We start from the raw sequence: 25841 nt of genomic DNA, 5'->3' as shown, positions 1-25841 counted from the left end.
CACAATCCCTCCTCTTAGAAGTAGTTTGTGATGAAGAAGTGTATTATAACCAGAGATCTAGTTCATTAACTAATTCTTCAGTTGTCCCCTTGACTAGGGGTACATCAGGTAAGGATTTGATAAATAATCGTCCGTATCTTGTTGAAATAATTCGACGATCGAAGACAAACACCGCACCACGATCGCGTTGAGAACGTACAAGTCGACCAAATCCCTGTTTAAAACGGATAATCGCTTCAGGTAGCGACAATTCCATAAATGGGTTTCCCCCGAGGCTTTTTAGTTGCTCTGATCTTGCCTGAAACACTGGGTTATCAGGTGGTGAAAACGGAAGTCGTACAATAATAAGACAGCTTAAATCTTCTCCCGGAATATCGACACCCTCCCAGAAGCTACTCGTACCAAAAAGAATTGCGTCTTCACTTTCTTTGAAATTCTTTGTTAAACGCACCCGACTGCCGCTATCAACACCCTGACTAATCAATGTCAATTCATCATGAACAATTAATTCCTTCATCCGGTGATGCGCTTTTTTGAGCATATCATACGACGTAAACAAGACAAGCATTCTTCCTCGCGTGACGCGTGCTATTTGTAGAATAGCATCTGTAATATGCTCAACAAATTGAAGATCTGATACATCCTTGATCATCGGCAAATCCGTTGGTATCATCAGTCTTGCTTGTTCACTATAATCAAATGGAGAGTGATACTGATAGATAAGGGGTCCGAATTCTTCTAATCCAAGTCGTTTTATCATATAATCAAACGAATTTTTCACTGTAAGCGTAGCGGATGTTAGCAATATACTTTTTTTCTTACCGAAATAGTCGGTCGAAAGCAGTGAGCCTACCTCCACTGGTCTACTGAACAGAAATGCCGAATTCAACGATCCTTTTGGATCAATTTCTACCCACTTTACATCTGTTTCACTTTCATTCAGAAGAAGATAGTCTACTTTAGAAAGTTCCTCTAACACAGAAGCATGTATTCCTTTAAAATCAGCGGCGGTGTTTAATTGTTCACGTGTTAACTCATCTTCTTTAAGGTCGAGTTCTTTCTCTAGTGTCTTCAAAGATTTATCTAAATCTTTCAAATAGAAAACCAATCGATGTGCAGCTTCCTGAATGGCTTCCCATGCACGGCTACTCTCATTTGTAATTCGATAGCTTAGTCGTCCAATTTCGTTTGATCTGTGAATGTTTTTTTGTACATAAGCATGGAGCATACGGAAAAGTTCATCCACATCTCCGAGAATTGTTTTTACATAAGCATCTATTTCATGTTTTGTATCTTCTACTTCCACTTCAAGGTTTTTCAAAATGCTTAGCACTTTTCCATAAATACCGTCACCATCTTTTAATCCCATACGCACAAACCCTTGTAAGATAGAAAAATAATCTGTTTTTATGCCAAAAAACTCTGTAGCAATATCTTCAAGATGATGAGCTTCATCAATCACTGCCTGCTGATAAGCGGGTAATAATTGATGTTCATTTATTAAATCACTGAATAATAAAGCATGATTCGTAATGATTAAATCAGCATTCATTGCAAATCGCTTTCTTCGATGATAGAAGTCACGTGAGAACCAGGGAGAACGATGATTAGCAGAAACGGCAGCGTCACTTTTCACCTGATGCCAGAAAATCTTTCCACCGCTAGAAAGATTTAATTCTTCTACGTCACCATAGTCAGTTTCAAGTAGCCAGATGAGAATTTGCGCCTTCGTTAGAATGGTATCGTAATTGTCTTCTTCCACGTGAAGTAACTGTTGTTCAAAACGAGTTAAGTCCAGATAATGACTTCTCCCCTTGATAATTGTAGCGCTAAAGGTAAATGGCAAGATATCGCGAAGAAAAGGAAGATCTCGTTGTAAAAGCTGTTCTTGTAATTGAATGGTGTGCGTGCTAACGACAACTGGCTTACCAGAGTTTTTAGCGTGAACGACTCCTGGCATTAAATAGCCTAATGATTTCCCTATTCCTGTCCCTGCTTCGATTAAAATATGCTGATTCGTGTCAAAAGCATGAGCCACTTGCTTCATCATATCGCTTTGGCCTGCTCGCACTTCAAAGTTGGGAATTGTCTCAGCCATTTGTTCTTCAAACTCTTTCTGCGCCGTTGCAAATCGAATCGTTTGGTGAGGAGATTCTACCTCACTAATTTGCTCTTGTAACTTAATCGCAATATCTCGAAAGACTTCAAAATTGCCTTCTGGTTCAATCCTATTCTTTTTGTCTTGCATCATTTCATGTAAGACCACTTCCATATCGCTATACAGTCGAGTAGAAAGTTCGCCTAACTGTTCTAATGTCACAAGAGGTAAACCATACAACTTATCAAAAAGAAACAGCAAAAGTTCGGCTGTTACTTCAGCGTCGCTATCTGCTTGATGAGGGTTATCATGCTGGATTTCTAAATACTCCGCTAGCGATGATAACTTATATGCTTCAGCTGTTGGCAATAGAATCCGGGCTAGCTCGACTGTGTCGATTGTTGGTCCTGTAAATGGATCGTATCCACTCGCATCAAGCTGCGCATTCATAAAGTTAAGGTCAAACCGTACATTATGGGCGACAAAATAAGCCCCATCCAGTCTTTTCAGAAGTTCAGGAGCAACTTCTTCAAATAATGGTGCATTCTTCAAATCCTCATCAGATATTCCAGTCAATTGTTGAATAAAGAGAGGAAGTGATTTTTCAGGGTTTACAAATGTTGCATACCGATCAACAATCATCCCGTCTTCCACTACTGCTAGTCCTATCTGAATAATCCGATCCCCATTTTTAGGGGAATTTCCCGTTGTTTCAAAATCTATAATGGTATATCGATTCATACGTTTTCACCTCAGTTGCTTCAACCCTTTAAGCGGTCACCTTCATTACTTTATCATTTTTTCACTTGAACGGAAAATAATTTCTTATTCCTTTGAATGGGATTTACTAAAAAACTTCCTAAACCATCGACCGCTCTATTTAAGAACACGATGCACCCTGAGATCATTGAGTAGCAATTGCTTAATCATACGCATTTAATTAATCTTCAAAAAAAGCTCTGGACCAGGTCCAGAGCTTTTTCTTATAAAATTGTTGCTTCAGGCTCTAGCCCAATCATATCGACGATCGCATTATTCTCATTCATGATAGCTACTCGTGGCGTGAACTGTTTCGCTTCTACTTCGCTCATCATAGCGTAAGCGACAATAATCACAACGTCTCCTTCTTGAACGAGTCGTGCAGCTGCTCCATTTAAGCAAACAACCCCCGTTCCTCTTTCACCCGGAATAATGTATGTTTCTAGTCTTGCTCCATTATTATTATTTACAATTTGAACTTTTTCATTCGGAAGCATTCCTACAGCATCAATAATATCCTCATCAATTGTAATACTCCCTACATAGTTTAAATTAGCTTCCGTTACACGTGCTCGGTGGATTTTGCCCTTCATCATAGTGACAAACATTTTCTACACTCCTATCGCTATTTCTTGACTTGTTGTAACTTTATTATCGATCAGTCGTGCAGCAGAAAATTGAACTGCTACTGCGATAATGATCTTTCCTTTCATCACTTCAATATTTCCTAAGTCTGGATATGAAAGAACTTCAACATAATCAATTTTTCCAGACGTCTGTTTTAACAAGGAGAAGATAAGGTCTTTAATTATTACCGGATCTGTTTCTCCAAGTTCAATTGCCTTCGTTGCTACATCAAGACTTCTTGATAACTGAATGGCCTCTTTTCGTTCAGTTGGTGTTAAATACACATTGCGTGAGCTTTTCGCAAGTCCGTCTTCCTCACGAATGATGGGACAGGGTACGACCTCAACAGGAACATTATAATCCTCCACAAGGCCTTTTATCACGGCTACTTGCTGTGCATCTTTCATGCCAAAATAAGCACGATCCGGAAGAACGATTTGCAGTAATTTCATTACAACAGTAGCTACTCCATCAAAGTGCCCCGGCCGTGAATCACCACATAATGTATCCACTCGTTCCTGCACAGTTAATCTCGTAGTACGTTCTTTTGGATACATATCTTTGACATCTGGATAAAATAGAACGTCAACTCCAGCTTGTTTCGCAAGTTCTTCATCGCGCTTCAAATCTCTCGGATAGCGATCAAAATCTTCATCAGGACCAAATTGTAAGGGGTTCACAAAAATGCTCATGATAACGCAATCATTTTGTTTCACTGCTTCCTCCACAAGACTCATATGGCCTTCATGAAGATAACCCATTGTAGGTACAAACCCAATCGCCTTACCCGATCTCAACATTTGTTTTGAAAATGTTTGCATTTCTTTAATCGTCGTAACTATTTTCATGATCTCGTCCCCCCATACATGCCTGAAAGCTGCTCTGCTTTCATATTAAATGAGTGCTTTTGCTCAGGAAATTGACGACCTTTTACCTCAGACACATATTCACTCACAGCCCTTGAAATCACTTCTGAAACATGACTATATTGCTTCACGAACTTAGGTACGTGCCCTGTGCCATATCCAATCAAATCATGATAAACGAGAACTTGTCCATCTGCCTGAACGCCAGCTCCAATACCTATGACTGGGATAGAAAGCTCTTCCGTCACCATTTCCGTAAGCTGCTGGGGCACGCATTCGAGGACAAGGGAAAAAGCGCCTGCTTCTTCAATTGCTTTTGCCTCTTTAACGAGTAAAGCTGCGCTTTCAGATTCTTTTGCCTGTACTTTATAGCCACCTAATACGCCAACAGATTGTGGTGTTAAACCGAGATGGCCCATTACCGGTACGCCTGCAGAGGTTAACTTTTGAATTTGTGATATGACTTCCCCACCGCCTTCAAGCTTAACGGCATGAGCGCCTGCTTCCTGCATCAGTCTTCCTGCATGAGCCAACGTCTCATTAAAATTACTGTGATAGGTGAGAAAAGGAAGATCCGTTACAATAAACGTTTGGGGCGCTCCACGTTTCACTGCTTTCGTATGAAGGACCATATCATCCATCGTGACAGGAACAGTTGAATCGTACCCAAGCGCAACCATTCCTACCGAATCGCCTACTAACAAAAGATCCACACCTGCATTTTCTGCTAGTTTTGCTGAAGGATAATCATAGGCAGTAAGCATCGCAATTGGATCAAGCTTTTCTTTCATCTTCTTAAAATCACTGGTTGTTTTCATCTTATTTCCTCCTTTGTTTAGAGGAATATCTCACCGCACAAAAAACCTCCAAACATGGAATTGCAGCAGACAGGGGTATCCCATCAGTCTATGAAACATAGACTTGCCGCAACACTCCATGTAAGGAGGTTACTTTATCGGTTTTATCCCTCTGTCCCAGTCCATACGGATCAAGGCAGAATATCATTTTAATATCATAGTAAATGGTGCGGCTCTAATCAGATACCGCCCTTATATCTGTTAGTATAGCAGAAAATGTGACACATTCGTCAACAGATTTCAATATCTGCAGAATAAATATAATGCATCTTCCCGCTTTCATCTTCTAAAAGAAGTACACCCTCTTCTGTAATCCCTTTTGCCAGTCCTTCAATAACACCATTTAATGTTCTAGCCTTTATTTTTCGACCAAGACTAACAGCATAGCTTTCCCAAAGTAGCTTGATCATCCTAAATCCATTTTTCAAATATTCTTCATAGAGTGTTTCTAATTCATTTAAAATGGCAGCCAGAAGAGCTGATCGGGTTATTTCCCTACCTGATTCAATCTTAAGCGAAGTTGCCGTTGTTAAATCTTCCGGAAAATCTTCTTTACTCGCGTTTACGTTAATGCCCATTCCAATAATGATGGATTTAATTTGGTCTGCTTCAGCCTGGAGCTCCGTTAGGATGCCCACTACTTTTTTTCCATCAATCAAAATATCGTTCGGCCACTTGATTTCGGCTTCAAGTCCAGTTTGTTTACGAATCGCATGTACCACACTAACTGCCGCAATTAGCGTGAACTGAGGTGCCCTCTGAGGTGGAAGTTTTGGACGAAGGATAATGCTTGTCCAAATTCCACTCCCGCTAGGAGAGTGCCAGGAACGTCCAAGTCTTCCTTTACCTGCGGTTTGTTCATCAGCCACAATAATCGTGCCTTCAGGGGTACCACGATGAGCTAAATCGTGCGCAATAAACTGCGTTGATTCGACAGTTGGATACGTATAAATGGTTTTTCCTAGAATATCAGTTGTTAGCTTGAGAGCAATTTCCTCTTTACTTAACATATCCGGTCTTGAAACAATACGATATCCTTTCTTTTGAACCGCTTCTACTTCATAGCCGTTTTTACGAAGTTCTGAAACGTGTTTCCATATTGCCGTTCGCGAAACATTGAGCGTTTCACTAATCATTTGACCTGAAACGTAGTTTTCCGCATGTTCTTCAAGCATTTGCAGCAGGCGCTGCCTTATTGAGTCTGCCACTGTTTAAGCCACCTTCTAATGCTGGATTTCTCATTTTTGATTTCTTCATTGATTACGGCCAACTCAAGTTCTCTGAGAGCCTCACCTACCCATGGACCAGCGGATATCTCTCTCCATTGAATGAGGTCTTCTCCGGTCACAGCAAGCATCGTTGAGGAAGTTATAGGAAGCTCTGAAGTAATCCGCTCCACATTCTTTATAACCGGAAGGCGCTTTTCAAATACCGATAGAAGTCTTTCACATGGCTTCACTTCTGGAAGAGCTGTATAAACAGTTACCTTATTCCATCCTTTAGCTTGTGCACTTCTTGCATTTTCTAAAAGGTGATCTACTTCTTTAATAAACCGATTTGACAATCGCCATCTTTTTAAAAAACGCTTCGGATCTTCAGTGGTGGATGCTAACCAGGCCCACAGCTCTACTTCTGTTGATAAATTCACTAAAAACGGAACCTCATCAAACGATTTTTCGATTTGCTGAATGCCTGGTAGAATGTGATGAACATTCGCTTCAATAAGAGTAATAAGAGCTTGTTGTACGCCTTTACCAGCCAAAAGTTTGCTGAATTCCGCTTGAATCCTTTCCACTGCAACGTATTTAAGCAGGTCAGCTTGTTTCTTTAGCGCCTCTTCCGTTTGTTTGTCCAGCGAAAAATCAAGCGTACTTTGAAACCGGACTGCCCTTATCATCCGGAGCGCATCTTCTTGAAATCGCTCTAGTGGATTTCCCACTGTGCGAATGAGACCATTCTTAATGTCTTCTTGACCTCCATATAGGTCGATAAGCGTTCCATCTAATGAAAGCGCCATGCTGTTCATCGTGAAATCACGTCTTGCAAGGTCTTCTTCAATAGACCCTAAATAAGAAACTGCGTTTGGATGCCTGAAATCTGTATAAGACGCATCAGTCCTAAATGTCGTTACCTCATAAGAAAACGCACGATGCATCACAGTAACGGTACCATGATCGATCCCTGTTGGAATGACTTTTTGAAATAGATCCATCACTTCTTGAGGTTTAGCTGATGAGGCAAGGTCAAAATCAGAAACAGGTAAACCGAGCATCGCATCTCTTACTGCCCCTCCAACTATATATGCTTCAAACCCGGCGTTAGTAAGAATTTGTAATACTTCGACACAAGATTGATAAGCTTTCCCTGTTAATTGTATCAAGTAAGTGCTCCCTGTAGCGTTTTATAATAAATCGCTTCATATTGTTCTAGTATTCGCTGTGAAGCAAACCTCGTTCTTACAGATTCAACTGCAGCCGAGCTCATGCGGTTATGCAGATCATCATCAGATAGTAACTGCACAGCATAAGCGGAAATGGTGTCAATCTTGCCAACCTCTGCAATAAACCCGTTTACTTCATGGTCAATGACCTCAGGAATTCCTCCTATGTTCGTCCCAATCGCTGGAACACCACACGCCATTGCTTCAAGAGCAACCAAACCAAAACTTTCTTTTTCAGATAATAATAATTTCAGATCACAGATTGAAAGAATTTCAGCTACATTTTCCTGTTTGCCTAGGAACTTCACTTTATCTTTTAATCCTAAATCGTTTACGAGTCGACATGCCACTTGAATCTCAGGACCATCACCAATAAGTAAAAGTTTTGCTGGCATTTTTTCTTGTATACGTTTAAACACCTTAATCACATCAGGTACACGTTTCACTGCTCTAAAATTCGAAATATGAACAATAACCTTTTCATGATCGGTAATGCCATAACTTTTTTTTAGGTCTGCCGGTGCTTTTGGATAATAAATTCGTTCATCTACAAAGTTATACACTGTGTCAATCGGTTTATCTGTTTCAAGCAATCGATGCGTTTGATCAACCAGATCATTTGAGACAGCTGTGACGCGATCCGACTTTTCTATTCCAAATCGAATTAATTGCGTTAGTGACGGGTCGTATCCAAGTACCGTAATGTCCGTTCCATGAAGAGTGGTGACGATTTTGACATCTCCTCCAACCATCTCTTTTGCAAGAAATGCACAAACGGCGTGTGGTACAGCATAGTGCACATGAAGTAAATCAAGTTTTTCACGTTGAATCACCTCTGCCATTTTACTCGCAAGCGTTAAATCATAAGGAGGATAGCGAAAAACGGCATATTGATTCACTTCAACTTCATGAAAATAAATGTTGGGATGAAACGTATCCAGACGGAACGGCACACTACTTGTTATAAAGTGAACTTCGTGTCCCTTTTCCGCCAGCATCTTTCCAAGCTCCGTCGCGATAACGCCAGAGCCTCCCACAGTTGGATAGCAAGTGATACCAATTTTTAATGTCATTGTCTTTCTCCTAACGGGAATTCTTCCATGCACAGAAGGTTCTTCGCAATGAACCCTTCTGCATACTCTACGCCTGACTCTTTTCCATATAAGTATTCACGATAAATCACCTTATCTACATAGCCATTCGTTAAAGGAGTATTTACACTATCCCGGCTAAGAATAAATTGACTCTCATAAGCTTCCAGCGATTTTCTTTTTGCCCCTATTTGATTTGTAATGTTAATCGTGAATTGAGGACGATGGAATCCATTAATAAAGTAATAATAAATTTGACTTACTTTATGGGCCTCTCCTAAATTCGGTTGATACTTACGAATTCCCGCTGAAAAAACGGCTTCTTCGACTAATTTAGCAGCATGACCATGGTCCGGATGCCGATCTTCTGCGTATGGAACAAACACTACCTGAGGTTTCTTTGTTCGTATTATTTTAACTAGCGCTGAAATTTTATCGTCTGAGATTGTCAATCCACGGTCCGGAAATTTCATATTTAAACGTGTTGTCACAGACAAAATTTCACCTGCATGCCGGGCTTCGTGATGTCTTTTAAAAACAGTACCGTTTGATGACAGTTCAGCTTCTGTTAAATCACAAATTCCCGTCTTCTTGCCTTCCTCAGCCAATTTCTTTAATGTCCCACCCATCCCAATTTCAACATCATCTGCGTGGGCTCCAAATGCGAGTATATCAAGTGTTATTTCTTCCATGTATAATTTCTCTCCAATCCAGTTCACCCCTTGCAAGAGCATGGACAAGTATTTCCGCACTGCCCATATTCGTTGCGAGCGGAATATCATATACATCACATAGCCGGATGAGCGCTGTAATATCTGGCTCATGTGGTTGTGCTGTTAGGGGATCTCGAAAGAAAATCACTGCATCCATATCATTTTCTGCAATCATGGCGCCAATTTGTTGATCTCCACCAAGTGGACCAGATTGATAACGATGCACGTTTAAGCCTGTTTCATCAATTATTCGTTTGCCAGTAGTACCAGTCGCATAAAGATCATGTGGATCTAAAATCATTTTATATGCCAGCGTAAAACGAACAAGATCGTCTTTTTTCTTATCGTGCGCGATTAAAGCGATTTTCATAAGAACATCCCCTACTCCATTATATTTTCAAGGCCGTAAACAAGCTGATCAATTTTTAAAACAGTTTCCACAGCAAGCTGCACACCTGGCATAAAGGAAGCTCTATTCATAGAATCATGACGAATTTTTAAAGTTTGTCCTTCGCCTCCAAACAGCACTTCTTGATGAGCCACAAGACCTGGCAAACGAACGCTATGAATTCGCATACCTTCATAATCTGCACCCCGAGCGCCCTTAAGATCCTCACGCTCGTCCTCATGACCCTGCTTCTTTTCATCTCTTACTTCTGAAATCATTTTTGCGGTTTTTACGGCTGTTCCAGAGGGTGCATCTAGTTTCCGGTCATGATGTTGTTCAATAATTTCAACATCAGTGAAATATTTAGCCGCCATAGTGGCAAATTTCATCATCAACACTGCACCGATCGCAAAGTTAGGGGCAATAATCGCTCCCAGACCAGTTTCTTCGGCCGTTCTTGATAGCTCTTCCACATCTTCATTTGAAAACCCTGTAGTTCCAACTACTGGACGCACGCCGTGCCGAAATGCAATTTCCATGTGTTTCTTTCCATATTCGGGCGTTGTTAAATCAATCAACACATCACAATCTACTTCAGACAAACACTGATCTAGATCTGTATAAATCGGGGCATCTAGTGAAGGAAGGCCGCTAATATCTGCCACCTTTTCTCCAGAATCTTTGCGATCTACCGCAGCCACTAACGTGAAATGAGCTGTCCGATCGACAAGTTTCACTGCTTCCATCCCCATATTCCCACGTGGTCCTGCGATAACAATTTTCACATCTTCCATCATTCGCCACTCTCCTTTTCAATCTTTGTCCAACGATCCTTGTCTCTGGTTTCGAATTTGACCATCACTCTTCCGAATGCTTCGTCAAGATCAATATCTAACGAATTCGCAAAACAAGTAAGCACAAATAAAAGATCTCCCATCTCATCTTCAATCGTTCGTTCTTCTTCGCTGTTCTTTTTTGGTTTTTCACCATGATAATGATTAATTTCGCGAGCAAGCTCACCAAGCTCTTCCGTCATTCTAGCAAGCATGGCAAGTGGGCTGAAGTAACCCTCTTTAAATTGACTTATGTATTGATCTACCTCTTTTTGCATGTCATGTATTGTGCGTTTAGCCACTAACCATTCCACCTTTCACATCAGTTCTTATGTTAGCTAAAAGAAGGACATTTGACAAATGTTTCACTTGAGTTCTTTTCATAAATATATATCGAGTTTATCAAAATGAAATTGCTGTCTGCTCACCATTTGATTATAATGAAGTCTGTTGGTGGACTAATGAGGAGTGTGTTAGATGGAAGGTATACGAACGAAGAACGTGTTTTTTATCTTATTAGGCTCTGCGATATTTGCTTTTGGCCTCGTGCATTTCAATATGGAAAACAATTTAGCAGAAGGTGGATTCACAGGCATTACGCTGTTACTTTATTTTCTATTTAAAATAGACCCAGCCATTTCAAATCTTGTTCTTAACATTCCCTTATTTCTGATTGGATGGAAACTACTTGGTCGAAAAGCATTTATTTACACGATTATTGGAACCGTTTCCTTATCTTTATTTCTATGGATTTTCCAGCATTATTCAGCACTTTCAATTCCGTTAAAAGATGATTTAACACTTGCCGCCTTATTTGCTGGGGTTTTTGTAGGGGTTGGTCTCGGTATTATTTTCAGGTATGGAGGGACTACTGGGGGCGTAGATATAATTGCAAGACTTGGATCAAAATACATTGGATGGAGCATGGGCAAAACCATGTTTGTCTTTGACTTTTGTGTGATCGCCCTGTCTCTAGTTTATTTAAATTACAAAGAAGCTATGTATACGCTGTTAGCCGTTTTTGTAGCAGCTCGAGTAATCGATTTCATTCAGCAAGGCGCATATGCAGCGAAAGCCGCTATGATCATTAGTGAAAACAATAAAGAAATAGCTGATACAATTATGAGCCAAATGGACAGAGGTGCGACAGTATTAAACGGAAAAGGGAGTTTTTCTGGATTACAAAAGGAAATTCTTTATTGCGTAGTTGCACGGAATGAAATCGTTCGCTTAAAGAACATTATCAAGCAGGTGGATCCCCATGCTTTCGTAGCTGTAAATGATGTACACGATGTGCTAGGTGAAGGGTTTACGCTTGATGAAAATAAAAATCCAATTGAGCATTAACATTGTCATTTATTAGAAGAAACGGGAAATGTGAGAAGACTCATCAACTTAAAAAATCTCGCCCGAAGGCGAGATTTTTATTAATCTTCGTTCATTCCTATAAAAATGAATACAAAGCGTAACAATTCTAGTAAAGCCACTACAGCTGCTGCTACGTACGTTAACGCTGCTGCGTTCAATACTTTCTTGGTTTCTCTTTCTTCATCATTACGGATGACTCCAGTGGATACAACTTGTTCCATAGCTCTATTAGAAGCATTAAATTCTACCGGAAGAGTGACTAACTGGAACAAGACTGCCGCACTCATAAAAATGATGCCGAGTAGGATAAAGTTTGCAGAAGACATGAGAATCCCAGCGAGAATGATAAAATAGCTAAAATTCGAACCAAGATTCGCAACCGGAACAAGCGTATGGCGGAATCTAAGAGGTGCATAATCTTGCTCATCCTGAATTGCGTGGCCTACTTCGTGAGCAGCTATGGCTGCTCCAGCAACGGAATATCCATTAAAATTTCCTGATGACAGCCTTACTGTCTTAGATCGAGGATCATAATGATCTGAAAGATGCCCACGGACTTCTTCCACCCCTACTGAATACAAGCCATTTTCATCAAGAATTTTCCTCGCTACCTGTGCGCCTGTCATTCCAGAAGAATTGGGAACTTTTGAATATTTTTTATAGGCGCTTTTCACTCGACCTTGAGCCCAGAGTGGAATGATTAACAAAAGCGCAAAATATATTAAAAAACCAGCCATTTTCATTCCTCCATCACATGTGTAATTGCATTAAAACTGTTATTAACGTCAATTTTAGTCAAATTTGTGTGGAAAGTCAATTACACTGTTTCAGGTTCACAAGATCTTCAAATTTACTCAACCTGTTTCTTCCTCAATGATTCTTTTTCCCCTTTATATTTTCGATAAATCACATACAGTAGTGTCAAAATAATCGTTCCACCAATCGAAAGAATTAACCATAAAAGAGAAGACTCTTCAGAATGAGATGGATCATAAGCCTTTTCAAAATCATCATACATCGTTTGAAGCTGACCGGTTAATTCTGAATTTCGTTCTGATGCATAGCTTTCGATGAATGCAATATGAGAGTCCAATCGCTGCTGGGTTTCTGGTGATAGGTCAATTGCTAGTGCAGGTCGAATCACACTATAACTTCCTAAAAAGCGGTCTTTACTAGCGTTATAAACATCTACGTCACCATGTTCAATTGCTGTGGCCATTTCATTAATTAATGGAAGAATCTGATCATCTGTTTGATGCCATATCGGCTGTTTGTCTGTTACTAATGCATCAACTGCTAATCGAAATTCTGTTAAAGCTTGGATTCGCTGGTCATTCGCTTCATCCGTTGATGTCACAGCTTTGAGCGCTCGATCATGTGTGTTTAGAATCACTCTAAGTTCCGTATTTGATAACTGACTTGACTGATCACCAGGAAAAACAGTTGAAAACTTATCCAACATCATTTTTGAACGATCAAACTGCTCTTGCTTACCAAATTCCAGGACATTTGCGGCTATATCATTCCAGACTTGTTTCGTATCGGCTTGTGAAGCATGTACATTTACCGGGAGCGCAAAAAGCAACACTAATAGGAGCCATCGTCTACCCATCCCTGTCCCTCCTTCTTCCTACTTCAATGTATGAAGAAATGGACAAGAGTAGACCATCGACGTTATTGAATTGAGAGCTTCAATTTTCCTTTTCGAACGGCTAAGAAATACACAATCGCCAGGGAAAGTAGCGATAGCCAAAATGTAAAATATCCAATGAGTGATGTATATTCGCTTAAGATCGAATAGCGTGGCATTTGACCAAACACATAATCAATTACATCATTATGTAATGTCCAAATCGAGACTACTACTAAATGCCAGGGTTTTATTGTATAAAAAGGAGTAAATAATAAGCCTTCAATGGCCATCCCTAAATGCGAGAGGATAAGCATAATCGCAACTGCAGAAAGTTGTCCTGTTTCAACCATGACAAGACCATTCATGACGACTGCCCAGATGCCATATTTGAATAACGTTACGGCTGCTAGCCCTTCCATAAGGGGCCAGTTTTTCCCAAAAACAAATGCAAGTAATACAAAACAAAAGAAAAGACTAGCCGTAGGACTGTCTGGCACAAATAGTAGAAATATCGGCTTTGTGTCAGCAAGTTGCCATCCGTACCAATAATATCCATATACTGTCCCAGGTATATTGATGAGCAGCAATAATACGAGAAAAGGTTTTGATTTAAGCAAATAAAAGAATTGAGAAATCATCTTGATCTCCTTCTTTAGAGATTTTATAGTATGTTCAAGCTAAATTAGAAAAAAGCTGACTGCATCAGTCAGCTTTTTCATCTTATTGATTTGCCTTAGCCGTTTCAGCAATAAATTCAGCTAGCTTTTCACGTTCCTCATCAGAACCTTTAAAAGCATTTGCTGGCATTCCGCCGATTCCGTTTACAGCAATGTCCATAATGGATTCTTTCGTTTGTTTTGTTTCAAGAAGTGATGGACCTGATCCTCCCTGAAGACTATCACCATGGCATCCAATACAAGATTGTCCGGAGTAAATGGCATAACCTTCAGACTCTTTGTCTACCTCAGCTTCAACAATTTCCCCTTGCTTAGCAGCTTTCTCCCAGTCATGCGTTACAACTGATTCCCATGTTAGGTAAACTGTTGAAATAAGACCAAGAAGCATTAATGCTGTTGCTACAGGTCGCTTAGCAGGTCTTCTTTCAGGACCTCGATCAAGCCAAGGAGCAAGAAGAAGTGCACCAAATGCAAGGCCTGGCATAACGACTGTACCTACAAGTGTATAGTCACCAGCTGCAAATTTGTACTTCAAGAGCTGGTAAAGAAAGAGAAAGTACCAGTCAGGAAGTGGTGTATACGTGGCATCGGTAGGGTCCGCTACACGCTCAAGCGGAGATGGATGGGCGATTGTTAGAGCTAAGTAACCGATTAGGAATACCGCACCTACCATCCACTCTTTTAACAAGAAGTTCGGCCAAAACGCTTCTGTTTTGCCGGGGTACTCTGAATAATCTTTTGGAATGTTAGGCTTTCTCTGCGCAGGGATACGCGAGTCGCCAACAAACTTCATTCCTTTTCCGCGATGCATCTGTCCCCCTCCTTCGTATAAAAAATTGTGTCGTCAATTAAATATAAGTTCCTTAAAATACTTTTTAAAGAGGGCCAGAAATACCCTGCTTACGAATCATGATAAAGTGAGCAGCAAGCAATCCAAGAAGTGCAGCTGGTAAGAAGAAGACATGAATCGCAAAGAATCGTGCAAGAGTTTGCGCTCCAATGATTTCTCCACCTGCTAGAAGGGTTTTTGCCCATTCACCTACAACAGGAATTGTTACCGCTATTTCAAGACCAACTTTAGTCGCAAATAGCGCTTTCATATCCCATGGTAAAAGATATCCCGTAAATCCTAAACCAAGCATTACGAAGAAAATCAATACACCAACAACCCAGTTTAATTCACGAGGTTTTTTGTAAGAGCCGGTAAAGAATACGCGAAGGGTATGTAGAAACATCATAACGATTACGAGACTGGCTCCCCAATGGTGCATTCCCCTTACAATTTGTCCGAATGCTACTTCATTCTGAAGATAGTAAACAGACTCCCAGGCGTTTACAATGTCAGGTACATAGTACATGGTTAGGAACATCCCGGAAAGAATTTGAATTACAGTAATAAAAAACGTTAAACCGCCAAAACAATAAACAAACGCTGAAAAGTGATGAGCAGGGTTTACGTGCTCTGGCACTTCGTGATCTGCAATATCGCGCCACATCGGCGTAATATCTAAGCGTTCATCTACCCAATCATAGATTTTATTTAACATAGATTACGCCCCCTAACGTGGTTCAGGTTTTCCGAGGTAAAGTTTTCCATCTTCAACTTTCTTGTTGTAAACATCAAGCGGCGCTAGTGGCGGTGTACCTTTTACGTTCACACCGTCTTTTGTGTAACGACCACCGTGGCACGGACAATAAAACTGATCAGGATATGCTGCATTTGAAGCCCAATCCACCGTACAACCCAGGTGTTTACAAACTGGTGAAAGAGCGACAATTTCGTCTTTTTCATCTTTGTAAACCCAGGCGGATTGTGTGACCTCAGATTCATACCAACCATCAACCTGGTCAATTTTGAATTCTTTACGAACTGGTTTGTTCGTAATCTCACTTGTGTCCATAACAGGTACAAAATCCTGCTTGGCTCCTTCTTTTAACAATGGATCAATTGCAAAACGAACCATCGGCATGAGCATCCCTGCTGCCATAAAACCGCCGACACCAGTCAGGCTGTAGTTTAGAAATTGGCGTCTTGTTACTTCCTTCTTCTTCGCCATTGGTTTCCCCCCTATCCTATGAAGTCAGTCCAGCCGGACATAATAATACACACATATAACTAGGACATTCCTATGATAGCGTAGTCAGTCTTGCTCTGTCAATATTGTGATTGGTCTTTAGCATGCCACAAATCAACTATTTATATTACTTTGCCACGTATTTGTTACAAATTGTAAAACTTGCTTTACTTGAGCTGATACCGTTTCCATTTTATATTGTTCATCCATGTGTTCAAGTGGAATCGCAGGCATCCATAAAAGCGCACTTGAAACCTGATCCTCCACCTGCTTCCAATTTACATCAGCAGTTAACGTGATAATATGCTGTATACCTCCAAGCATCAATTCTTCCTCTACCTTTTTCAAACGGTCCTTCGTTGTAGCTTGTTCCTCTGAACTTAAATATGTAAAGGCAGGTAGTAATAGTAGACGACCTTTCAATTGTCGTTCTAGTTCACTTGAAATAATGGAGATATATTCTCCCATAGAAACTGTTGTTTTCATATTGTTCGTCATTGAAATCGGAACGAGTGGAAGAACGGCTGTATCAACATATTCTTTTTCTTTTTCAAATAGCGCGATGTCTGCTTCAGTCCATTTCATTTTGCAAACTCCTTTTTTGTCCATATAAATGCCAAATGGTTTGATGCGAATAAGGTTCTAGCCACTTTGCTTGCTGTATGGGTAAATCAACCCAAATGGTTCTTGCTTCTTCACTAGCATGCGCATTAACCATGTCCCACATTGTTTTATTGTAAAGGGTTGTTTCATTAAAAACTTTCAGATGTAAATACGAAGCACCTTTCTCTTCTTTCATGATCATAAACCCACCACTACCATTTACAAACAGCTCTACTTTATTTAAATAAGCGGGAGATAGAATTGGTAAATATGGAAGCGGATAATAGATGGAGTAAGGAAAAAATGTCGCTTTATTTTTCTTCCAGTATTTTTCGATGATTGTTTTTTTATCCGCTGTCACTACTCGTTCGAAAGGTTCTGTAGTGGTTTGTCCCATCATAACATAAGGACTGACGAGTGAAGAGACAACTTTTGCTTCAAGGTGCATCTCTAAATGTGGCGCTAAACGGTTACCTGCCGTATTGTACTCTTCTGTAGCATAGCCAACCCAGGTTACCATCTGATGATTAAATGCCTCATTTTTTAACGTATTCATTAAGGCAGAAGCAATCCCCTTGTTCCGATAATCAACATGTGTACGTAACCGTCCTAGAACGACTGCTTCTCGTTCAAACATTGTCATTCCTGCTATACCGACAAGCTTTTCGTTATGAAAATAGCCCATTATGGTCTCTTCTTCTATGAGCCTATGAAGTATTCTGCTAACATAATCTTCTTCTAAACCTGTTGGCATTTCTTTAACAACGGGAATATCCTTACTTGTCAATCTTCGAATCAACACGGTACCTCCTTACTAAGACCGTTCTAATCAACATGTTTTTATCAGCCCTCCCTACTTCCTATCATTTTCTAGTATATCATCAGTTAAGACGCCACTGAAGGATTATCCTCGAACGCACGTTCCAAACATCTATGGAAAATGAACCAAACAAAAAACCCTTGAATACCTCAAGGGTTATAAGTTACTTAATTGCTTACTTAAATGAATAAACGCCATTTCATCATTTCGATCCAGCGCCTCATCAATTTGTTTTAAAATAGACTCCTTTTTAAACCGCGTAAATGATTCATCGAGAACCATTTCAGCCATGAACGAATACTTTTTATCAGCCGCCATATTCTCTGGCAAAAATGGATTTTCTTCCAGTACAGCTACATAATGGGGAGATACATTTTTACTTTTGAAGTTTAGCTGGATGTAAATAGGCTCGTCCTGATTCAAGCGAATATCATGAAAAGACTTTTCAGGGTCTGTCGTGATGATGTTGTGTTTATAAAAACGAAAAGGAGCATTTTCTACACAGTGGGTGGAGATCACAAGCGCTTTTGGACAAAATTCAGCGTTTTCAACAAAATGAACATTCCCCATCAACACTTCATCACTTATTAAATAATTTAGAAGCCAGACACATTCACGTTTCTTCACTTGATATTTCTTTAAAAACCATTTCAGAAAGTCTTTCTTTTCAACGACAGAAACGGAGCTGCTCATAGCGATTCCTCCCTGAGATTTTCCTAATGTAAGAATTCGTCATTGAAGATAAATTTCCTTCTTCCCCTTTAATCCTCTTTGAAAGTTTCCTCTTCAAATCGCAAAATTTCTTCTTCGAGATGAACGAGCGATGGGTCTAATTCTAGAGCAAGCTTGAAAACTCTTACCGCTTCCTCTCTTCTACCTTCTTCAATTAAGAACGCACCATATTCCTCCAGGAAGATTGGATCCTGTCTGAAATAAGTATATGCGTTTTCATAGCGTTTTATGGCATCTTTATACTCCTCTACCTGCGCATATGCTGTTGCAGCTGACCAATCAAGGTATGGATCATTCTGATCACCTTCCTCAATATTTCGAAGAAGATCTAAAATATCTTCATATCGTTCCTCTGTTTTCAAGTAGGCGGCTAGCGTCTTCGCAGCTTCAATATGAGCAGGATTGATGGCAAGTAACTCACGTAAGTATTGCTCACCACTGGCATTATCATGCGTTTTGAATGTTAATCTACTAGCTTGCAAATATAACTCTTCATTAAATTCATCAAATTTAATTCCTTGAGCAAGTACCTCGATTGCTTCGGCTACCGCACCTTCTTCTTCATAAGCTTTTGCAAGGTAAGGATAAAGCGTACTATATTGTGGGTCTAGCTCTTTTAGTTCATTAAACGCATTAATGGCTTTTCGATATTCGTTGATTTGAAGGGCTGTAAACCCATATCCAAACAGCGCATTGATTTCACGAGCATTTTCTAAACCTTTCTCATAATAAGTAAGCGCCTCTTCAAATTGACCACTACCACTTAAAGCTTCTGCCAATCTAATTTCGATATTTTCATTCGCAAGCTCTCCTTTTGTTCCAAGAACAGCTTCGTAATAAGGAACAGCTTTTAAATGATGACCTTGTGTTAAGTAGAATTCCCCAAGTCCAAAATCGATAATTGGTTCATCTGGAGAAAGTCGCTTCGCTTCCAATAGTTTCTGCTCCGCCACTTCTTCTAATCCTTCTGTTTGATAAAGATCAGCTAATAAGAGAAGTGCCGGCGGATACGCAGCATCATTTTCATCAATTTTATTTAAAGCAGCGATTGCTTCTTGTTCTTGTTCAAGATCAACATAGCATTCAGCTGCTTGTACAAGTAATTCTCCTTCATTTGGGTAATGAATAAGTAACTCTTCTACAACATCTCTGGAATCTTCAATAAGTCCAAGGCTGTAGTAAATATTGGAAAGATCGTATAAGCTTTCGTGATCAGCTTCTTTTCGTACTTCTTTTAATTCTTTTAAACCTTTTTCAAAATTCCCCGACTCAATTAATGAGACAGCTTGTTTAAGACGATCCACGCTCCAAAACTCCTTCTAACACTACTTTATTATTTAAATGACTTCCGGTACTGCTTTTCATTAAATGCTTTTTTCATTCTCTTCTAGTAAATAAAAGCATTCCATTACAAGCATTCACATGAAGTCTTAAAATGAATAGTTCTTCTCCATCATAATCAAGAAATTCGTTATCTTCAACTTCACTGCCTAAATTTATTTGCAGATTTTCAGTGGGTAATAAAGTATCATTCAAAATTCAATGAAAAAAATTCCCTGTGTAGAAAGCTTTTGTTAACGCTTTCAAAACACAGGGACAAAATAAATATGGATAGGAGTGGAGAGAAACCATTACTATCCTTAGTATAACAGGGAAATTCATAAAATCAACAGATTGTTTAGAAAATTACGTAACTTTTTTAAAAGAACATCACTCAAAACTAAACAAGCAGGTCCTAGGAACCTGCTTGTAGTTGCTTTAAATGTTCAAAAAAGTCAGGATACGACACTTTTATGGCTTCAGGTAATTCGAGCTCTACTGCGCCATCTGTTATACATCCAGCGACAGCAAGCATCATGCCGATCCGATGATCACCTAAACTCGAAACGCGTCCCCCATGGAGAGGCGTAGGGCCTTCAATAACCATACCATCTGGTGTACCTGTGATTGATGCACCTAACGATTGTAATGCGTCGACGACCGCATCAATTCGGTTTGTTTCTTTAACCTTCAACTCTTCTGCATTTCGAATCACCGTCTTACCTTTCGCCTGAGTGGCGAGTAGCGCAATAATCGGCAACTCATCAATTAATCTCGGAATGATATCTCCTTCAATAGAAGTATTAGTAAGATTACTCGTAGAAATTGTAAGGTCCGCTACTTCTTCCTGGTTTACTACGCGTCTATTTTTAATCGACAGATCAGCACCCATTTGTTGGAGTACATCGATAATTCCAGATCTTGTTTCATTTATCCCCACATTTAAAAGAGTGATTGTGCTATCTGGAACGATTGCACCTGCAACGAGGAAAAAAGCAGCCGATGAAATGTCACCAGGTACTTCAACATTTGTTGCCGTAAGCTGTTGACCCCCTTCTACACTGACTGAAAGACCTTCTCTCTTCACCTTTACTCCAAAACTTTCGAGCATATTTTCAGTGTGGTTTCTAGAGCGATGTGTTTCAGATACAGTTGTTTCTCCCTCAGCTTGAAGGCCAGCTAGAAGAATGCCTGATTTAACTTGAGCACTAGCGACGGGGGACTCATATGTAATGCCTTTCAAATTTCCACCTCGAATTGAAATTGGTGCGAACGTCCCCTGTTCTCTCCCATCTATAATTGCCCCCATTTGTGTTAAGGGCACTGTTACACGATTCATCGGTCGTTTAGCAATCGATTCATCCCCCGCTAAAACCGAATGGAATGGCCTGCCTGCAAGTAATCCCATCATTAAACGAAATGTTGTGCCAGAGTTCCCTACATCAAGAAGCTGTGAGGGCTCTTTTAGCCCATCCATACCTTTCCCTTCTACCACAACAGAAGCGCCATCCTGTTCAATATGAATCCCCATTTGCTTAAAACAAGAAATCGTGCTTAAACAGTCTGCTCCTGGTAAAAAATTCGTAATATGTGTCGTGCCATTTGCTATCGAACCAAACATAATTGCACGGTGTGATATGGATTTATCCCCAGGTATGACAACAGTTCCCTTAAGGCTATGTGCTTTCGTTATCGTTTCCATAGTCATGTTCTCCTTATTTATCATCTACATATGTTTCAAAATCACGATCGAGGACAACTTTCGCGTTATCACGGTCCGTTTCCGATCGAAAGCTCACGCGTAGGACACCCATAATGTCTTCTCGCGTTTCAATAATACGAATGTTCGTAATTGAAATTTCTTCCTTTGCGAGTTTTTGTGTAACGGCAGCGATTACGCCGGGCTGATCCCGTACATCTAAGAACAAGTCATAAAAGGCCGGGATCGCTCCTCTTGAGCGAACGGGTAAACCATCACGAAAATCCTTCGCGTTTGAAAAATAATGAAAAATACCGTCTCCGTTTTCTTCTTTAATATAGCCTTGAATTCGGTCTAATTCTATCTTCATTTCTTCAGTCATCTGAAGTAGAACATCTTTGTTTCTTAATAAAATATCTCGCCACATTACGGGGCTAGCTGATGCGATGCGAGTAATATCTCGAAACCCGCCCGCTGCGAATCTTGCGACGTTATAGCGCTGGTTATTATTTCGATCACTAACAAAATTGACAAGACTTGCGGCTAAAATGTGTGGAAAGTGACTAATTAATCCAACTAAATAATCATGCTCTTCTGCATCGAGCTCAACAAAAGTCGCATTTGTCTCACTTAAAAGATCCATTAAATCATACAACTTATTTCTGTCAACTTCACCGTCTGGCGTCAAAATGTAAAAGGCGTTCTCAAAGAGATGAGATTTCGCTGCTGTCACACCTGTTTTATGAGAGCCTGCCATCGGATGCCCTCCTATAAAAGTAATAGAAGGGCTAAGTATCTTTTTCGCATGTTTTACAATGGAAAGCTTCGTACTTCCGACGTCCGAAATGATGACGGTATCTTTGAGTTTAATGGAAGAAAGTTGTACTAGGATTTGTTCTGTTTGAAGGACAGGAGCTGCAATCATAATGTAGTCAGCATTTTGCACCGCTTCTTCTAAAGAAGAAGCGGTGTCATCCACTACACGAAGTGCCTTTGCAAGATCAAGCTGGTTTTGATTCACATCGTATCCTGAAATTCTGGCATCCTGATGTCCTGCCTTGATTGCAAGAGCAATAGACCCACCAATTAGCCCAAGACCGATGACGGCTACGTTTTTACTCATGATGGATCCTTTCTCTTTTCATCAAGAAATTGCGATAGACAGCTAATAATTTCCTTATTTTGTTCTTCCGACCCAACAGTTATTCTCACTGAAGTTGGAAAGCCGAGAGCAGATCCAGAGCGCACAATATACCCCTGCCTCATCAGATAATCAAATACATCGTCTGCAGGAATACCAAAATCAATTAGGACAAAGTTCCCTTGAGAAGGAAATACAGACAAATCATATTGCTCGCAAAAAGCATAGTAAAGAGCGCGTCCTTTCTCATTTTCTTCTCGACACATCTGAATAAACTGCTGGTCCTTTAAGGCAGCAATTGCGGCAGCTTGTGCGACGCGTGAGGTATTAAACGGTTCTCGTGAGGGCTCAATTGATGCGATCACTTCCGGATTAGCGACACCATATCCAACACGCAACGCTGCAATGCCATAAGCTTTAGAGAACGTTCGTAAAACCACAAGATTTTTATACTCTGAGAGCGCTGAAAGCGTATCAGGAAAATCCGTAGCTGTAACATATTCTTTGTAAGCCTCATCCATTACAACTAGAACGTGATCTGGAACCTTTTTCAAAAATGAAAATAGTTCTTCTTCTGGAATATGCTCTCCTGTAGGGTTATTGGGTGAACACACCCAAATGATACGCGTATTCTCATCAATGGCTTTTAGCATCTCTTCTAGTTGATGCTTTCCTTCAGTCAGTGGAATCTCTCGAATTTCTGCATCTTCTATAACCGCATTGTGGCGATATTGTGGAAAAGTTGGTGTTGCCATCACCGTATTTGTTCCTTTTTCAAGGTAGGTTCTAGATAGAATTTGGACAACTTCATCTGAGCCATTACCGAAAACAAGCTGATCTTCATTTACATTAAGATGCTTTGCTACCTCAGTCCTAAGAGAAGCTGCATAGCCATCTGGATAAATGTGTAATTGCGACAGTTCCTTTTCAATGGCTTCTTTCACTGTTTGAGAGGAACCATATGGATTCTCGTTTGAAGCGAGTTTAATTACTTGTTTGAGACCAAGCTCTTTTTTTACTTCTTCAATTGGCTTACCTGGCTTGTAAGGGGTTAACCCTTTCATTTGTCTTTTTGGAATCATGCCTGCACCTCACGAATGGATTTTCACTTTCCCATATGGAGAAATCAAATTTCGTACATATGCCCGAATTTGATCGATCCCTTCTTTCTGGGATGCTTCTTTCTTCAACACTTCCACTTGTTCCTCAACTTGACGAATAATCGCACTACCAACAATAACGCCATCACAGTGCTCTTTTAACTTTTCAACTTGTTCAGGAGCAGAGACTCCAAAGCCCACCGCAACTGGAATCATACTATGCTCTTTCACTCGATCGAGAAATGTAAAGACAGAGGAATGAAAGTCAGTCCTCGTTCCCGTAACACCGAGTGACGAGACGCAATAAAGAAATCCAGTAGCTTCTTTCGAAATGGCCTGCAGTCTTTTATCTGAAGTTGTTGGCGCAACAAGAGAAATCAGCGCGGTCTCATTAGCATTGCAACTTGCTCTCCACTCTTCACTTTCTTCAAAAGGAAGATCTGGAACTAATAGTCCGTCAATATCATTTTCTCGCACTAAAGCGAAGAAGCGTTCTTCTCCTAATTGTAACAAAAGATTGTAATAAGTAAATATCACAACTGGAATTTCAAGTCCTTTTTCTCGCATTTGTTTTACGAGACCCATTGCTTTCTCAAGGCTCATTCCATGTTCTAATGCACGAAGTGACGCTCGCTGAATCACTGGACCATCTGCTAGAGGGTCAGAATAGGGAATACCGAGTTCAATTACATTAGCTCCTTCTTCTTGAAGCATCAATGCTAAATTAATAGTCGTTTCCTCTGATGGATCACCAGCTACAATAAAAGGTATGAATAGATCTTTTCGTCCATTTACATGCTTCTCAAATCGTTTATTCATTAACGTCACCTCCAAGATGCTCCATAATCGTGTGCACATCCTTATCTCCTCTTCCTGAGAGGCACACAAGAATAACTTCATTTTCGTTCATGTCTGGCGCTTGCTTAATTGCTTCAGATAGTGCATGAGCACTTTCGATTGCTGGTATGATTCCTTCCTCTTCAGAAAGTACTTTTAGCGCATCGAGTGCTTCATTATCAGTAATTCCGGTATACGTTACGCGACCCGTTTCGTTTAAATAGGCATGCTCAGGTCCAATTCCAGGATAATCGAGTCCAGCAGAAATCGAATGCGGCTCCTGAATTTGTCCTGTTTCGTTTTGCAATAAGTAAGTAATCGATCCATGAATGACTCCAAGACGCCCTTCCGAAAGAGTTGCTGCATGTTCTCCGGTATGAATACCTTTACCTGCGGCTTCTACTCCTATCAAACGAACGTCATCTTTAAGAAATGGATAGAACATACCCATAGCATTACTTCCCCCACCAACACAAGCAATGACCTTATCAGGTAATGCTGCCATTTGTTCACGTGATTCATCACCGATGACACGCTGAAAATCTCTCACCATTTTAGGGTATGGATGAGGTCCTACGACAGAACCAATTAAATAGAACGTATCTTCAACGTTAGCAACCCAGTACCGAATCGCTTCATTTGTAGCATCTTTTAATGTTTTACTACCTGATGAAACCGGAACAACTTCCGCGCCAAGCAGCTTCATTCTAAAGACATTCAGTTCTTGCCTTCTAATATCTTCTTCTCCCATAAATACTTTACATTCTAATCCAAAACGTGCGGCCACGGTTGCAGCTGCCACTCCATGCTGGCCGGCGCCTGTTTCAGCTACGATCTTTTCTTTTCCCATTCGAACCGCTAGAAGAGCCTGTCCGATCGCATTGTTTAATTTATGTGCGCCAGTATGGTTTAAATCTTCACGCTTCAAATAAATTTGTGCCCCGCCTAGTCGCTTCGATAAATTTTCCGCATGAGTAATTGGAGTGGGTCGTCCTGAATACTTTTTCAATTCCTCATGATAGCTTTTCATGAATTCCTGATCAGTCATCGCTTCGTTTAATGATTGTTCTAATTCTTCTAACGCATACATCGCTGTTTCAGGAACGTACTTTCCACCATATCTTCCATATCTGCCGCGTTGATCAGGTATACTTGTTGACATCT

Annotated in this window: 27 protein-coding genes; 1 reads left to right on the top strand and 26 read right to left on the bottom strand. The window is 40.3% G+C overall.

What is annotated here, in order from left to right; translation table 11 throughout:
* Positions 1-43: 43 nt before the first annotated feature.
* The 11 genes from dinG to LC090_RS09470 form a co-directional block, all read right to left on the bottom strand.
* Complete coding sequence (gene dinG / locus LC090_RS09520) at positions 44-2839, bottom strand: ATP-dependent DNA helicase DinG (RefSeq protein ID WP_226657496.1); 2796 nt, start codon at positions 2837-2839, stop codon at positions 44-46.
* Positions 2840-3081: 242 nt separating this feature from the next.
* The gene (panD, locus tag LC090_RS09515; protein ID WP_226657494.1) at positions 3082-3465 is read right to left on the bottom strand and encodes an aspartate 1-decarboxylase; all 384 of its coding nucleotides are present in this window, start codon (positions 3463-3465) and stop codon (positions 3082-3084) included.
* 3 nt (positions 3466-3468) lie between these two features.
* Positions 3469-4332 carry a pantoate--beta-alanine ligase gene (panC, locus tag LC090_RS09510; protein ID WP_226657492.1) on the bottom strand — a complete coding sequence of 288 codons (864 nt, stop codon included), beginning with the start codon at positions 4330-4332 and terminating at the stop codon, positions 3469-3471.
* Positions 4329-5168, bottom strand: a complete 840-nt coding sequence (gene panB / locus LC090_RS09505) for a 3-methyl-2-oxobutanoate hydroxymethyltransferase (protein WP_226657490.1) — start codon at positions 5166-5168, stop codon at positions 4329-4331. The genes panC and panB overlap by 4 nt, the downstream gene beginning before the upstream one ends.
* A 269-nt stretch (positions 5169-5437) precedes the next feature.
* Positions 5438-6415 (bottom strand): biotin--[acetyl-CoA-carboxylase] ligase, encoded by a 978-nt coding sequence (locus LC090_RS09500; protein WP_226657488.1) that lies wholly within the window; start codon positions 6413-6415, stop codon positions 5438-5440.
* Positions 6400-7587, bottom strand: coding sequence for a CCA tRNA nucleotidyltransferase (locus LC090_RS09495; RefSeq protein ID WP_226657486.1), 1188 nt, complete (start codon positions 7585-7587; stop codon positions 6400-6402). Before LC090_RS09495 ends, LC090_RS09500 begins: the two co-directional genes overlap by 16 nt.
* On the bottom strand, positions 7584-8720 hold the full coding sequence (gene bshA / locus LC090_RS09490) for an N-acetyl-alpha-D-glucosaminyl L-malate synthase BshA (RefSeq protein WP_226657484.1): 1137 nt from the start codon (positions 8718-8720) through the stop codon (positions 7584-7586). The genes LC090_RS09495 and bshA overlap by 4 nt, the downstream gene beginning before the upstream one ends.
* Positions 8717-9430, bottom strand: a complete 714-nt coding sequence (gene bshB1 / locus LC090_RS09485; RefSeq protein WP_226657482.1) for a bacillithiol biosynthesis deacetylase BshB1 — start codon at positions 9428-9430, stop codon at positions 8717-8719. The genes bshA and bshB1 overlap by 4 nt, the downstream gene beginning before the upstream one ends.
* The gene (gene mgsA, locus LC090_RS09480; protein ID WP_226657480.1) at positions 9411-9821 is read right to left on the bottom strand and encodes a methylglyoxal synthase; all 411 of its coding nucleotides are present in this window, start codon (positions 9819-9821) and stop codon (positions 9411-9413) included. Before mgsA ends, bshB1 begins: the two co-directional genes overlap by 20 nt.
* Before the next feature lie 11 nt (positions 9822-9832).
* Positions 9833-10633 (bottom strand): 4-hydroxy-tetrahydrodipicolinate reductase, encoded by an 801-nt coding sequence (gene dapB, locus LC090_RS09475; protein WP_226658435.1) that lies wholly within the window; start codon positions 10631-10633, stop codon positions 9833-9835.
* Positions 10633-10950 (bottom strand): nucleotide pyrophosphohydrolase, encoded by a 318-nt coding sequence (locus LC090_RS09470; RefSeq protein WP_255648104.1) that lies wholly within the window; start codon positions 10948-10950, stop codon positions 10633-10635. The genes dapB and LC090_RS09470 overlap by 1 nt, the downstream gene beginning before the upstream one ends.
* A gap of 199 nt (positions 10951-11149) precedes the next feature.
* Between LC090_RS09470 and LC090_RS09465 the strand changes: the two genes are divergently transcribed.
* Positions 11150-12019 carry a YitT family protein gene (locus LC090_RS09465; RefSeq protein WP_226657476.1) on the top strand — a complete coding sequence of 290 codons (870 nt, stop codon included), beginning with the start codon at positions 11150-11152 and terminating at the stop codon, positions 12017-12019.
* A gap of 80 nt (positions 12020-12099) precedes the next feature.
* On the opposite strand, the gene LC090_RS09460 is transcribed toward LC090_RS09465, so the two are convergent.
* The 15 genes from LC090_RS09460 to trpB all read right to left on the bottom strand — a co-directional run bounded on the left by LC090_RS09460 (position 12100) and on the right by trpB (position 25839).
* Positions 12100-12777, bottom strand: coding sequence for a zinc metallopeptidase (locus tag LC090_RS09460; RefSeq protein ID WP_226657475.1), 678 nt, complete (start codon positions 12775-12777; stop codon positions 12100-12102).
* Positions 12778-12890: 113 nt separating this feature from the next.
* Positions 12891-13652, bottom strand: coding sequence for a sporulation protein YpjB (locus tag LC090_RS09455; protein ID WP_226657472.1), 762 nt, complete (start codon positions 13650-13652; stop codon positions 12891-12893).
* 62 nt (positions 13653-13714) lie between these two features.
* On the bottom strand, positions 13715-14308 hold the full coding sequence (locus tag LC090_RS09450; RefSeq protein ID WP_425590658.1) for a DUF1405 domain-containing protein: 594 nt from the start codon (positions 14306-14308) through the stop codon (positions 13715-13717).
* An 85-nt stretch (positions 14309-14393) separates the two neighbouring features.
* Positions 14394-15161 carry a menaquinol-cytochrome c reductase cytochrome b/c subunit gene (locus tag LC090_RS09445; RefSeq protein WP_226657468.1) on the bottom strand — a complete coding sequence of 256 codons (768 nt, stop codon included), beginning with the start codon at positions 15159-15161 and terminating at the stop codon, positions 14394-14396.
* 64 nt (positions 15162-15225) lie between these two features.
* Entirely contained in the window at positions 15226-15897 is a 672-nt protein-coding gene (qcrB, locus tag LC090_RS09440; protein ID WP_098443956.1) for a menaquinol-cytochrome c reductase cytochrome b subunit, read from the bottom strand.
* A 12-nt stretch (positions 15898-15909) separates the two neighbouring features.
* On the bottom strand, positions 15910-16407 hold the full coding sequence (locus LC090_RS09435) for a ubiquinol-cytochrome c reductase iron-sulfur subunit (RefSeq protein ID WP_194221910.1): 498 nt from the start codon (positions 16405-16407) through the stop codon (positions 15910-15912).
* A gap of 132 nt (positions 16408-16539) precedes the next feature.
* On the bottom strand, positions 16540-17010 hold the full coding sequence (locus tag LC090_RS09430; RefSeq protein WP_226657466.1) for a YpiF family protein: 471 nt from the start codon (positions 17008-17010) through the stop codon (positions 16540-16542).
* The gene (locus tag LC090_RS09425) at positions 16997-17827 is read right to left on the bottom strand and encodes a GNAT family N-acetyltransferase (RefSeq protein WP_226657465.1); all 831 of its coding nucleotides are present in this window, start codon (positions 17825-17827) and stop codon (positions 16997-16999) included. The genes LC090_RS09430 and LC090_RS09425 overlap by 14 nt, the downstream gene beginning before the upstream one ends.
* Before the next feature lie 177 nt (positions 17828-18004).
* Positions 18005-18541, bottom strand: coding sequence for a ReoY family proteolytic degradation factor (locus LC090_RS09420; protein WP_226657463.1), 537 nt, complete (start codon positions 18539-18541; stop codon positions 18005-18007).
* A gap of 68 nt (positions 18542-18609) precedes the next feature.
* Positions 18610-19884, bottom strand: a complete 1275-nt coding sequence (locus tag LC090_RS22150; RefSeq protein ID WP_226657461.1) for a tetratricopeptide repeat protein — start codon at positions 19882-19884, stop codon at positions 18610-18612.
* A 431-nt stretch (positions 19885-20315) separates the two neighbouring features.
* On the bottom strand, positions 20316-21602 hold the full coding sequence (gene aroA / locus LC090_RS09410) for a 3-phosphoshikimate 1-carboxyvinyltransferase (protein ID WP_425590645.1): 1287 nt from the start codon (positions 21600-21602) through the stop codon (positions 20316-20318).
* Between the two features lie 13 nt (positions 21603-21615).
* A complete protein-coding gene (locus LC090_RS09405) occupies positions 21616-22722 on the bottom strand; it encodes a prephenate dehydrogenase (protein ID WP_226657456.1) in 1107 nt (368 codons plus the stop codon).
* Positions 22719-23822 carry a histidinol-phosphate transaminase gene (hisC, locus tag LC090_RS09400; protein ID WP_226657454.1) on the bottom strand — a complete coding sequence of 368 codons (1104 nt, stop codon included), beginning with the start codon at positions 23820-23822 and terminating at the stop codon, positions 22719-22721. Before hisC ends, LC090_RS09405 begins: the two co-directional genes overlap by 4 nt.
* Positions 23823-23831: 9 nt before the next feature.
* Positions 23832-24659 carry a tryptophan synthase subunit alpha gene (trpA, locus tag LC090_RS09395; protein WP_226657452.1) on the bottom strand — a complete coding sequence of 276 codons (828 nt, stop codon included), beginning with the start codon at positions 24657-24659 and terminating at the stop codon, positions 23832-23834.
* Entirely contained in the window at positions 24652-25839 is a 1188-nt protein-coding gene (trpB, locus tag LC090_RS09390; protein ID WP_226657449.1) for a tryptophan synthase subunit beta, read from the bottom strand. The genes trpA and trpB overlap by 8 nt, the downstream gene beginning before the upstream one ends.
* Between the last annotated feature and the right edge of the window lie 2 nt (positions 25840-25841).

This window comes from Guptibacillus hwajinpoensis, from assembly GCF_020524165.1.
GTDB lineage: Bacteria > Bacillota > Bacilli > Bacillales > Guptibacillaceae > Guptibacillus > Guptibacillus hwajinpoensis_D.
Note: the sequence above shows the minus strand (reverse complement) of the source record. Positions and strands in the feature narration are given on the sequence as shown.